The following is a 13,235-nucleotide window of genomic DNA, read 5'->3' on the forward strand; positions in this document are numbered from 1 at the left end:
CTTTTGTTTAATGTATAAAGCGCACCATAAATATTTTTCTATTTTGTTTTATGTACCAACGCTTATATCTATTTGTTTCTGACGAAAAAAAAATAACACGTATAAATTTGATAACCAAACACTTAAATATATTCGGAAATATTAAATTATATGTTAAACTTATGTTACTACAAATTATTCTTCACCTACCGAATCAAACTTACATGTCCATTTAATATATGTTTACTTCCAAAAATATCTATAACATTGGCTTTCCACACATACACATCAATTTGAGAAAGAGTTTTATCCAGTTTTTGCGATTTTCCATCCCATTGATTGGCAAAGTCCGTAGTTGCCCAAATTTGCTCGCCCCATCTATTAAATAGCAGCAACTCAAACTCTCTAATTCCAACTCCTTCTAATTGGAATATATCATTGATTCCATCGTTATTGGGTGTAAACGCATTAGGAACATACAACGAAAAAACGGGACGAATTTCTACTTTTTTAATAACGGTATCTTTACATCCGTACTGATTTTCAGCAATCAATTGAGGAAAATAATTTGTTATTGAGTTATCGCTATTTTGATCGTAGTAATGCTGCGAATTAACATTTGTGCTGATATCTCCATCACCAAAACTCCAACTATAATTTGTTGCACCGGATGATTGATTAACAAAATCAATTTCAGGATTTAGTATATCAGCACTACTTGGCAACGTAGCAAAATCAGCAACAGGCGTTGGATATACTTCTATAAAATTGGGTTTTGCATTTGATGCAGTACAACCCTTGTTGGATGTGGCAACAACAGTTACCGAAAATAAACCATCCGAAGTAAAGCACTTAGAAGGGTCTTCAACAGAGCTTTGTGAGCCATCACTAAAAAACCAATTATAATTTGTTATGGTACCAACATTTATTAACCCTGTTGCATTAAAATTAGTACAAACACTACCGCAGCCTGATAAATTACTTGCAGTAAAATCAACTACAGGAAGCTCATTTACAATTATCGAAACAATAGTATCGTGCTCACATAACCCATTTGTAGCGGTTAATTTAACTGAATACGTTCCGTCTGTAGCATACGTATTTGTTGGAGAAAACGTTACATCATCCACCGTTCCGTCATTTTCAAAATCCCATTGCCAAGTAGGATTTGGAATATTGTTGGTATTCGTTGTATTGGTAAGTGTAATAGGTAAACCTGCGCATGTGCTAGCTGATGCTTGAAATGATGCTACTGGAAAATCAGCAGCATTTGCAACAACAACTTGAGCTGTTTTTTGGCAACCTCCGGCCAAGTCCATTGTTACGGTGTATATTCCAGGTAGATTTACAATAATAGAATCATTATTTATACCAGAAACTATACCTGCGCCAGACCAAGTATAGCCCAATGCTCCAATTGGTGCGCTAGCAAAGCCATTAAGAGTAGTACACGAAAGCGGACTTGAATCAAATGTCGGAAAATTGTTGCAAGACATATCCACATAAGCATATGCAAAATGCCCTCCTTTTGTACAGTCATGGACCTCGTATTCAACGGTAACACATTGACCGATGTAATTGGATAAATCTACATACACATCTGTCCATGGCCGATAATAAACAGGTTCATTGGGATGTGTAACAGACCCTAATGGATAGTAATGATACCCATATTGATTGTAGGGAGAAAAATTATCGAATGCCTTTATGAAATTCGGAATATTTGGCCCACCCACTACTTTATAATCTCCACCGCAGGGTAAAACGGCTCCATTTTGATCCTTAATTTTTGTAGAAAAATAAGGTTGCTCGGCAGGAGTATGGTCAAATCCTGCATCGTTTATAACTACAGCATAAGAATACTTAAAATTTGCCAATGCTGGAGTTACAATAAAACTATAAGATATTTTACTACCATTATTGTCCAATCCATAGGAGTCTCCAATCATAACGCTATGCTGGCCGCCATTTAAGGGGTTAACTGTTGGTAAAAAATGACCCGCTAAAGCTAACACAGAATCAAAACCTGTATTTTGAATGGAAATCTGAGGACCGATAAAGTGATTCGTGTAAGTATTCTTTACAGTATCGGTGGGTAAAAAATTCCATTTGTTTAATGTATTATTCTCAAACCCTGGATTATCGCAAAATGCATTACACTGAGAAAAAATAGTATTAGTAAACAACGAAAAGAACAACACCCCCCAAGTAACAACTTTTATAAATGCTCCGTTGATTGTTTTAAGTGCATTTGAGTAAGTATAATACATAGGCAAATCTTATTTTTTGAGGATGAATGCAATTTACCCGTATTTGTTATAAGATTCTACCCAAGTTTATTCAATTATTGTAATCCGAGAACAAAAAGCACAACGGAAAGCACCTGTACATCAACCAACTAAACAAAATATTGACAACAAAAAATGTGTTTAAAATTTACTAAATTATACTACAAATAAATTCCCAAAAGTTTGTTTTATTTAAGAAGCTATTTAATTACTAGATGATATCTTTATAAACTTTTGTTGCCCAATACTAGTACCATTTTGAATGTTCAGAAAATAAACACCATCCTTTAAATCAGCCATATTTATTGTATTTTCTAAAGAATTCATCTCTTCCTCTTTTACCAATTGCCCTTTTATATCAATTATTTTAATATGTGTATTGGTTAAAAATGAGTTATCGTTTCCAGTTACATCAATAGTTAAATAATCAACAACCGGATTAGGGTATATTTTTGCATCGAATCGAAAATCATTAAATGAATTCTCCGGTATGGTGCTATCTAACTTATTACCGTTTGTATTATTATTTGGCAAAACAAAACTTTTTAATGTACTAGTTGGAAACAATAGTGTATTCTTTACAAATACAGGCTTTGCACTTCCCGTTTTAACTCTAATTGCAATATAAAATGTTCCATATACAAGATTGGTATTACTTGAATTAGAAAAAACTAATTGAATAGATGCATTTGGAGCAATAGTAATTCCACTTTTAACATCAATATCGTTTACCCAATCGCCATTTACCTTATAAATACTGGCATACAAAGAGCCCGAAAAAGTTGCTGAACCCTTATTAATAACTTTTGTAGTTACTGTGCAGCCTCCAGTAAGTAACAATGGAGAAGGATTTACGTTAATTAACGAATTCATAACAATAGCATTGGTTTGCGGAACGACCTTAAAATTAACAGGGTAACTAGAAAGCGTAGTATTTACCAATTGCCACTGTGGCATTCCGATTTGCAAGTAATATACACCCAATTTATAATCACTAGGAACCACGCTTATTTGAGAAAATGCAAAAACAATTTTTTGTGTTGCACCAGGATTAATGGATATGTTTTTTGCGGTGTCTAATGTTTTAACAAACGTATTTTTTTGATTGGTAAGTACGATAGCAAAATTGCCGCTAATTTTTTTTGTGCCGGTATTTTTTACACTTACAGTAAAGGTTTTACTACTCCCAAAAGTTATATTAGACGGAAAACTAGCCAAAGATGTAATATCTAAAGTTTGCTTCGGAATAGTTGTTTTTGGTTCAATACCAACTATGGCTGTTTGAAAAAGCTTGTATCCATTGGGAACTCCTGCAGGATTAGGGTTTGAAATTGAAAAATACCCATTGCTATTGCCATCCCATCCCCAATTAATATGAAAAAGTCCTGTGTTATCTATTCCGTCTACTATAAAGGCATGTCCAGAAATTGAATCCTCAAACCCGGAAAAATAAACAGGTCTGTTTGCATACAATTCGTTTTTAAGTGCATTCTCCCATTGTGTATATGGAAAGTATTGATTGGCTTTAATTATTTTGACGTTAGATGAATATCCAAAATTTGTTTTAAGAGCCTTTACAACATTCCCTGATGGAGCAACACTTACACCATATCCATACTTCATGTAAACACTTACACCACATTGATACATTAATTTAGCAACAGCATCCTTTTGAGTTGAAGAACTGGTTGATAAAAGCTTATTCGGCATAATACTCCAATCGTACTTAGTAGCAGCTATATTTGCTGAGATGGTTCCCATTGTTGGTCTAGCATATGATACGAGTCCAAAACCTTGAGATGGGTATTTCCAGTAATTTAGAAGTTGAGCAACGGCAGTTGCAACACATCCTGTTAACGTGCCTTGAGGACAATAGGCGTTATATTCTCCACTCTGCCCCCATTTCGTTTTTAATAATGGCAAAACACTTGATTGAACAGACAAGTATGACGGAGAAGCGGATAAACTCGCCAACCATTGATTTTGTGCATTTTGGTTTACGGTATTTGATTCTATGATTGATTTAATTGAAGCACTATACTCGTTTAACAAACTTTGAAAAGCAGGAGGAACATTCGCAGTATCGATACTCCCCTCATCAGAGTAGCCTAAAATAGGACTTACATTGTCATCGGCAGCAACCAACACAAAACCATTGTTATTCAAATTAAACATATAATAAAGCGGTTTTTCAACTCCATTTTTTGTAATGAAACTAAATGTTTTTCTATGCTCTACCGTTGTGTTTTTATAAGCAGACTTTGAAACAGCATAATTATAAGCCACCAAATGCGCATCTGCTAAAGAAACCGTTGTTGCTCTTACGCAAAACACATTTATAAGTACTAAAAAAAGTAAAACTCTATTTCTCATTTTAATGCTTTATACTATTTTAAAGAATCATAATTGCATTATTTCAAACTTAACCTTACCTACAAAAAAGTTGTAACAAAATTTGGTTAATTATGTGTTTTTGATAGGTATAATTAATATAACATTGCTATAATGCATACACCAACCTATTTAATAAACAAACAGCCAGCTTTGTAATAAAAGAACCGTGTTTTCTACTGCGGTCTTCTTTTCACTAAGAGTTGAATTAGTTACAAAAAATTCAACTTTAATATCACTTTAGCTTAATTTTCTTGTTGTTTTGATATTTCAGTTTTTAGTTTGTTTGTTTTCGATTATTCAAAGTTACCTATACCCCATCCTTGCATCCACACAAACTTTACACACTTTTATTCTAAAAAAACAGACTTAGAAAATTCAAATATCTGGCATTCAAACTATTAAATAGATTTTATGTAACAAAAAATGCCTGCTTTTATATTCAATTTATTCCCCCAAAAATTAGTTAAAATATAAAAACTCAGGTATCTCTCGTTATTTTTAATGGGCAAATTATCCTATTTGTATTCAACTTTATACTTACATAATATGCCACATGTGTAAAACTACTAAATGAAGTTTTTTCGTTTGACAATAAATCGGCTGCAAACAAAGAGATTTTACTATGTAAACTTTTACAGATTTTAGTTTTCTTTGAACGAAACGATTCCGAAGCTGTTATCTCCTATTCGAGAGCCTTATTGCGCACAACAAAATATAAAGAAACATTATACGCTGGTATTATTTTCGACTTTGTAAAGTTTTTATTAAACAACCCCTAGTACGATAACAAAGAAAAAATAAAGTGGAATAAGTACCTTGCACAACTAACAACTCTTTTGAATGAAAATAATTCGAATGAGCACTTATTAAATTTAGTAAATGTTAAATTGTGGCTTAAATGTAAACTAGAGAATAAAAGTTTTTAAGAAATGCTAGAATTAAGCTAAACTACTTTCTAAATCCAAGTTTTGAGTCTTTTAATACTTTCTTGAGTATAGGGATTGTACTTTTTCCCATTCCATGCAAAAGTAAAATTTCTTTTTCAGAATAGGTAGATAGCGACTTCAAGGTTTTAATTCCTTTATTTTCAAGAGCTCTACGTGCAGGTGCTGCAAGTAAACTAAGGAAACCTTGTTGAGGTATTTTTAATTTTTCGCAAATTGGACAAACAGGGCAACTACTACTTTTGTAAAACGTATGTCCTTTCTTACATGTTCTTTTACTTTTTTCTAATGCTTTCTCTTTATTTTCCTTAGCTCTAAACTTTACAATTTTTTCAATCAGCTTTAGCGGTATAGGTTTATCCAAAGGAAATTGAATAGCTCCTTTAGAAAAAGGGTATACAGAAACTTCCTTTTGAAATTGAATAATACCAGATGGAGCCGGATAAAAACCTATATGATGTTTGTAAGCAGCAAAATGAACCAAATTCCCTTCTAAGTAAAAAGTTGGCATTGCATAGGACATCTTTTCTATTGCCTCCGGAACAATTCTTTTAATAAGGGTTCTTATTTTATTCAAATGAACCTGAGTTGATACAGGAAACGTTGAAATATATTCATCAATATTCTTTGGTGCAATCTTCATACATTTATTCTAACAAAAACAAAGCAAATATAATAGATGTTTGAATAACCTCTTTAATTCTAGATAGCTTTAATCGCGTATAAATAGCAACATATTACTACCTTTGTTAAGCCAATGATGATTGAAAAAATAAAAAAAATACTAGCAGAAATTCCCGACCCAGAAATTCCGGTAATTACTATTGAAGAGCTTGGAATAGTTAGAAATATTGAGCTTGTTGACGGTACTGTTAACATTCAAATTACTCCTACCTATTCCGGCTGCCCTGCTATGAAAGAAATAGAGGTAGATATAAAGAAAAAACTTCAGGATAGCGGCTTCTCAAAGGTAAACATTGAAATGATTTACCATCCTGCTTGGACAACAGACTGGATAACAGATGCCGCAAAAGAAAAGCTCAGAAAATATGGCATTGCGCCTCCTGCACACAGCACTGTAGACAAAGGAGCTTTACTAGGCAAACCCAAAATTATTGCTTGTCCGCAGTGTGCTTCAAAAAATGTAGAAATGATTTCTCAATTTGGTTCAACCGCCTGCAAAGCATTGTATAAATGCCTTGATTGTAGAGAACCATTTGATTATTTTAAGTGCATATAAAACATACTATGGATTCAAGACTTCAAGCTTTTAGCCGACTTTTAACAATCATGGATGAGTTGAGAGAAAAATGTCCGTGGGACCAAAAGCAAACCATGGAAAGCCTAAGGCACCTAACTATTGAAGAAACGTATGAGCTTGCAGATGCTATACTTGACGCAGATTTGAACAACATAAAAAAAGAGTTGGGTGACATCCTTTTACACATCGTATTTTATGCTAAAATAGGCTCAGAAAAAAAAGCATTTGATATAGAGTCTGTAATTACTTCCTTGTGCGAAAAACTAATTAGCAGACATCCGCATATTTATGGTGATGTAAAAGCCACCACAGAAGAAGAAGTAAAAGAAAACTGGGAGAAGTTAAAATTAAAAGAAGGGAACAAATCTGTATTATCAGGTGTTCCAAAGTCATTACCTGCCTTGGTAAAAGCATCCCGTATTCAAGATAAAGCCAAAGCCGTAGGGTTTGACTGGGAGAACAAAAATCAAGTTTGGAACAAAGTAGAAGAAGAATTAGCCGAATTTAAACAAGAACAATCGCAAAACAACAAAGAAAAAATGGAACAAGAATTTGGCGATGTTTTGTTCTCATTAGTCAACTATGCCAGATTTATTGATGTTAACCCGGAAGATGCGTTAGAACGTACCAATAAGAAATTTATTGAACGATTTCAATTTATTGAAACCGAATCAAAAAAAGAGGGAAAAAACATAGAAACCATGTCGCTCTCCGAAATGGAACATTATTGGAATAAAGCAAAAAAGATTAATAATTAGTATTTTTGCGAATAATGAATATTTCAAAGGATTGGTTTGTTAAATGGTTTGATTCGCCCTATTATCCTATTTTATATAAGAATAGAAATAATTCAGAAGCTGAATTGTTTATACTAAAACTACTTTCGCACATACAACTTCCCCAAAATGCACAAATACTTGATTTGGCGTGTGGAAGAGGAAGACACGCATTGGTAATGTCTCAACGAGAAGAATTCCAAGTTACCGGAATTGACTTATCAGAAAATTCAATTTCTGATGCCTTAAAATTAGCGAAACACAATCTTCATTTTTTTGTGCATGATATGCGCAATGTATTTAAGAAAAACTCATTTGATTTAGTTACCAATCTTTTTACCAGTTTTGGTTATTTCGAAACTCTTACTGAAGATTGTCAGGTAATTGAAGCAGTTTTCCAAAATTTAAAACCAAACGGGCTATTTGTTATTGATTACCTCAATTGCGAAAAAGTAGTTGGGTGCTTACCTATCAAAGAAGAAAAAAGTATTGATTCTATTCAGTTTTCTATTGACAAATATATTGAGGACGATTTTATTTTTAAACTCATTAAAATAAGGGATAGGGAAAAAGTATTTAATTTTGCAGAGAAAATTAGAATTTATAAAAAAAGTTATTTGAGCGAACTGATACTTAAATCAGGGTTTTCAATTGTGGATGTATTTGGCAATTACAATTTAGATACTTTTGAAGCAAGTACTTCAGACAGAATAGTTATACTAGCGCAAAAAAAATAGTTGGACACACTTTCCTACATATTGTTAATATCTACCATCTTAATAGGTGGCAGTTCTGTTTTGTTATTCAAATACAATGACACATTTTTAAAACTATTATTATCTTTTAGTGGAGCTTATCTATTTTCAATAAGTGTACTTTTTCTTGTTCCGGAAGTTTACTCTCAGCCAATGAACCTGCCTGCAGGAATATTTATTTTAATTGGCTTTTTTCTACAAATACTTATCGAGCTATTTTCAGAAGGTATCGAACATGGACACATACATGTACATTCGCACAAAGAACATACATTTCCGCTAACCATGATGATTGCATTATCTATTCATTCTTTTTTAGAAGGGATGCCACTGGCAAATAATTTTATAAATGAAGCCTCCGAACACATATCTCATCATCACAGCTCCTCAGGTGTAGGAAAGTCTTTGCTTATAGGAATAATACTACATAACATTCCTATTTCAATTGCCTTAACAAGTATGCTTTTAAAAAGTGGATTATCTAATACTAAAAGTTTTATTTGGCTTTTTGTTTTTGCAATTATGACCCCACTAGGAACTATCACAGCTCAGGTGTTAAAAGACCAGATTCAAAACATTTCGTTCTTCTCCAACATGTTAATGGGACTGGTAATTGGTATATTCTTGCACATTTCTACCACAATTTTATTTGAGGCTAGTAACAACCACAAATTTAATTTGATAAAATTTGTAACCATCGTATTAGGCGCACTGGCAGCTATGAGTATGTTGTTATAATAATTACAAAGACAATATCTCCATCATTTTAGTAAGTTCTTTATTGGGCTCTTCAATGTGTTTCACTGCTTTGGCAAAAGGGGTAAACGAAATCTTATTATTAATAATTCCAATCATAACTCCGCTTTTATTGCTCAACAAAGCATTCACGGCAGAATACCCCATTCTACTGGCGTTTACCCTATCCATACACGTTGGACTACCACCGCGCTGCATATGACCCAATATGGAGACACGCATATCAAATTGAGGAAATTTTTCTTTTATTTTTTCAGCTACTTTATATGCTCCTCCATTCTCGTCTCCTTCTGCAATTACAATTATTTTACTTGATTTATCGGCTCTACTTTTTTGCAGACGAGCAAACACGTTTTTCATGTCGTTCTTAGTTTCAGGAACCATAACGGCCTCTGCCCCCACTCCAATACCACTTCTCAACGCTATCAATCCTGCATCACGTCCCATTACCTCTACTAAAAATAGTCTATTATGTGATTCTGCAGTATCTCTTATTTTGTCAACAGCTTCGAGCACCGTATTAATTGCAGTATCGTACCCGATTGCATAATCTGTACCCACCAAATCGTTGTCTATTGTACCCGGACAACCAACTATAGGAATTTTGCATAACTTCTGAAACTCCTTTGCACCACTAAACGTGCCATCTCCGCCAATAGCTACTATTGCATCAACCTTATGTTTTCTCAACTGAGCAAAAGCTTGTTGCATTCCCTCCTTAGTCATAAAACGTTTGCTACGAGCTGTTTTTAGAATAGTACCTCCGCGTTGAATAATATTAGATACTGATTTTGCATTGAGCGAAATAAAATCACCATCAATCATCCCTTCGTAACCATAACGAATACCAACCACTTCTAATTTGTTATACAAGGCAGTTCTTACAACTGCTCTTATACACGCATTCATACCGGGAGCATCTCCACCCGAAGTAAATACAGCTATTTTACGTATCTTTTTCATTCTCAATTTTAAATTCCTAATTCTTAATTCTTAATTTTATTCAGCTTCCTACTTCCTTCGTACATCTCATACTTCAACAACCTACATTCAATAGGTCCATTGAATAATCTTAACTTTCTAGATGTTTGAAGTCCTATACTCTTTGCAGCATCGCCATTCCCGGTAAATATCCAGGCTTCAAAACCTTTGAATTTTTGCTTTAATGTATTTCCAATTTCTTTATAAAAAACGTTAATATCTTCTTCTGTCTGAATACGCTCTCCATATGGAGGATTCAAGATTATTACGCCTCGTTTTACTTCCGGCTCAATGGTTCTAAAATCAGCTTTGGTAAATTTCATGATGTCGTCAACCATGGCAGATTCCGCATTTTCCTTAGCTTTTACAATAGCTTCGTTCAAAATATCGTACCCAAACATACTTTGTTGTTCTTCTTTAATTCTTTTAATGGCAGACTCTTTAATTAGCTCAAACAATTCAGCATCAAAGTCTGTCCAATTCATAAAAGAAAAGCTTTTTCTAAAATATCCCGGAGGAATATTATTTGCTAGCAATGCAGCTTCAATCAATATTGTTCCCGAACCACACATAAAATCAATCAAAGGAGATCGTTTGTCCCAACCACTCAACATAACAATACCTGCAGCCAACACCTCATTTAAGATTGCTTCTGTTTGATTTTTTCGGTAGCCTCTTTTATACAAAGAAACTCCGGAACTATTTAAGCTTACACTACAGGTAGTTTTTGATATATGTATATCAATTACCAAATCAGGGTTTTCTAAATCTATACTCGGACGAATTTTAAATTTCTCATTAAACTGATCTACAATTGCATCCTTTACTAATTGAGAAACATACAAGGAGTGATTAAATACTTCTGTATTCAAGGATGTATTTACCATAAACGTTTGTTTTACGGTAAGTATCTGTGTCCAATCTATCTCTTGTATTTTCGAATATAGGTCTTTTTCTGTCTCCACCTCAAATTTGGCAATTGGCTTTAATATTGACAGGGCAGTACGTAAGCCGTAATTAGCCTTGTACATAAAGCCTTTATCTCCCACAAAGCTCACAGCTCTATTGTGCGCCTGAACATCTTTAGCTCCTAATACCATTAGTTCTTTGGCAAGTACATCCTCTAAGCCCACCATGGTTTTAGCAACCATTTTATATTCTACATTGTTTTCCTTTTCCATTATTGTTGGTAGTTAATTTGCTTTTATTTTAGTACAAATCTAAATTACAGCCATATAAAAAATGAATGTAAGCAAATAGAAATAGCTATTTACTCAAATACAAGTTTCGTTCGGAGTAAATGGTATGAAAGAATTCATCCGTTAAATCATCAATAAAATAAATAGCTTCACCGGTCGATTTCATTTCAGGACCTAATTCTTTATTTACTTCCGGAAATTTTTCGTACGAAAAAACAGGAATTTTAATCGCATATCCTTTTTTGCGAGGATTAAATGTAAAGTCTTTTACTTTCTTCTCTCCCAACATTATTTTTGTGGCATAATTTACATATGGTTCATCGTAGGCTTTGGCAATAAAAGGTACGGTACGTGATGCACGTGGATTTGCTTCTATGATATATACAATTTCGTTTTTTACAGCAAACTGAATATTGATAAGACCAACTGTATTTAAGGCAAGTGCAATAGTTTTTGTATGTTGTTCTATCTGTTTAATAACATTCTCGCTTAAATCGAATGGAGGCAATACTGCATACGAATCTCCCGAATGTATTCCGGCAGGCTCAATATGTTCCATAATTCCCAAAATATATACATCCTTGCCATCACAAATAGCATCGGCTTCTGCTTCAATAGCGCCTTCTAAGAAATGATCTAACAACACTTTATTTCCGGGAATATCTTTCAGCAGATTAACAACGTGCTGTTCTAACTCCTGCTCATTGATTACAATTTTCATACTTTGTCCACCCAACACATACGAAGGGCGCACTAATAAAGGAAAACCAAGCTCCTTTGATAAGCCTACAGCTTGTTCTGCATCCTCAATAACTCCAAATTTTGGATATGGAATATTGTTTTCCTTTAGCAATGTGGAGAAGCTTCCTCTATCCTCCGCTAAATCCAAAGATTTATAATCTGTACCAATAATCTTAATACCATACCTATGAAGCTTTTCGGCCAACTTAAGGGCTGTTTGTCCGCCCAACTGCACAATTACACCTTCCGGCTTTTCATTTTGTATGATATCGTAAATATGTTCCCAAAAAACTGGTTCGAAGTATAACTTATCTGCCACGTTAAAATCGGTAGAAACTGTTTCCGGATTACAATTAATCATAATTGTCTCGTAACCACATTCCTTAGCGGCAAGCACGCCATGCACACAACTGTAATCAAACTCTATCCCTTGCCCAATTCTATTCGGCCCGGAGCCCAACACTACAATTTTCTTTTTGTCTGTTCGTATAGATTCATTTTCATCCTCAAACGTTGAATAATAATAAGGTGTTTGGGCTTCGAACTCTGCTGCGCAAGTATCAACAAGCTTATAAACACGTTTAATTCCTAGTTCGTTACGTTTTGTATAAACTTCACTTTCTAAACATCCGAGCAAATGAGCAATTTGTCTATCTGCATAGCCCTTCTTCTTAGCTTCTACAAGCAATTCTTTAGTAATAGTGGATAGTCTATATTTTTCTAATTCTTTTTCAAATAAAATTAAATCTTCGATTTGATTCAAAAACCAAGGGTCTATTCGAGTTAGCTTTTGAACTGTTTTGGTTGAAATACCTAATTTTAAAGCATCATAAATATGAAACAATCTGTTCCAACTAGGATGCTCCAAACTATTTAACAACTCTGCTTGATTAGTCAATTCTTTGCCATCAGCCCCCAACCCATTCCTTTTAATTTCTAGTGATTGACACGCTTTTTGCAACGCCTCTTGAAAGCTACGCCCAATGCCCATTACCTCTCCTACCGATTTCATTTGAAAGCCTAATTCTCGCTTAGCGCCTTTAAATTTATCAAAATTCCATCGCGGAATTTTTACAATAACATAATCTAATGTTGGTTCAAAATAGGCCGAAGTACTTTTAGTAATTTGATTTTCTAATTCATCTAAATTGTAACCAATAG

The 13,235-nt window shown here is 33.8% G+C and carries 10 protein-coding genes; 4 read left to right on the top strand and 6 right to left on the bottom strand.

The window, feature by feature from the left end; translation table 11 throughout:
* Positions 1-185: 185 nt before the first annotated feature.
* The 3 genes from J0M08_12465 to J0M08_12475 form a co-directional block, all read right to left on the bottom strand.
* Positions 186-2,249 carry a gliding motility-associated C-terminal domain-containing protein gene (locus J0M08_12465; protein ID MBN8703872.1) on the bottom strand — a complete coding sequence of 688 codons (2,064 nt, stop codon included), beginning with the start codon at positions 2,247-2,249 and terminating at the stop codon, positions 186-188.
* A 222-nt stretch (positions 2,250-2,471) separates the two neighbouring features.
* Positions 2,472-4,640, bottom strand: a complete 2,169-nt coding sequence (locus J0M08_12470; GenBank protein MBN8703873.1) for a thiol protease/hemagglutinin PrtT — start codon at positions 4,638-4,640, stop codon at positions 2,472-2,474.
* A gap of 969 nt (positions 4,641-5,609) precedes the next feature.
* Positions 5,610-6,248 (bottom strand): DUF1801 domain-containing protein, encoded by a 639-nt coding sequence (locus J0M08_12475; GenBank protein MBN8703874.1) that lies wholly within the window; start codon positions 6,246-6,248, stop codon positions 5,610-5,612.
* 114 nt (positions 6,249-6,362) lie between these two features.
* On the opposite strand from J0M08_12475, the gene paaJ reads away from it, so the two are divergent.
* From paaJ to J0M08_12495, 4 genes are read left to right on the top strand one after another with little or no spacing between them, the layout of a single operon-like run.
* On the top strand, positions 6,363-6,845 hold the full coding sequence (gene paaJ, locus J0M08_12480; GenBank protein ID MBN8703875.1) for a phenylacetate-CoA oxygenase subunit PaaJ: 483 nt from the start codon (positions 6,363-6,365) through the stop codon (positions 6,843-6,845).
* An 8-nt stretch (positions 6,846-6,853) separates the two neighbouring features.
* The gene (mazG, locus tag J0M08_12485) at positions 6,854-7,624 is read left to right on the top strand and encodes a nucleoside triphosphate pyrophosphohydrolase (protein MBN8703876.1); all 771 of its coding nucleotides are present in this window, start codon (positions 6,854-6,856) and stop codon (positions 7,622-7,624) included.
* A gap of 14 nt (positions 7,625-7,638) precedes the next feature.
* Positions 7,639-8,379, top strand: coding sequence for a class I SAM-dependent methyltransferase (locus J0M08_12490; protein ID MBN8703877.1), 741 nt, complete (start codon positions 7,639-7,641; stop codon positions 8,377-8,379).
* The gene (locus tag J0M08_12495; protein ID MBN8703878.1) at positions 8,380-9,135 is read left to right on the top strand and encodes a ZIP family metal transporter; all 756 of its coding nucleotides are present in this window, start codon (positions 8,380-8,382) and stop codon (positions 9,133-9,135) included.
* A 3-nt stretch (positions 9,136-9,138) separates the two neighbouring features.
* Here the strand turns inward: J0M08_12495 and pfkA are convergent, their stop codons facing one another.
* From pfkA to carB, 3 genes are all read right to left on the bottom strand, one after another.
* Positions 9,139-10,116: a 6-phosphofructokinase gene (gene pfkA, locus J0M08_12500; protein ID MBN8703879.1), complete on the bottom strand. Its 978-nt coding sequence runs from the start codon at positions 10,114-10,116 to the stop codon at positions 9,139-9,141.
* 23 nt (positions 10,117-10,139) lie between these two features.
* The gene (locus tag J0M08_12505) at positions 10,140-11,285 is read right to left on the bottom strand and encodes a class I SAM-dependent RNA methyltransferase (protein ID MBN8703880.1); all 1,146 of its coding nucleotides are present in this window, start codon (positions 11,283-11,285) and stop codon (positions 10,140-10,142) included.
* Between the two features lie 115 nt (positions 11,286-11,400).
* Positions 11,401-13,235 (bottom strand): carbamoyl-phosphate synthase large subunit (carB, locus tag J0M08_12510; GenBank protein MBN8703881.1); only part of this gene is annotated, 1,835 nt, incomplete at its 5' end.

Source organism: Bacteroidota bacterium, from assembly GCA_017303975.1.
Classification (GTDB): domain Bacteria; phylum Bacteroidota; class Bacteroidia; order JAFLBG01; family JAFLBG01; genus JAFLBG01.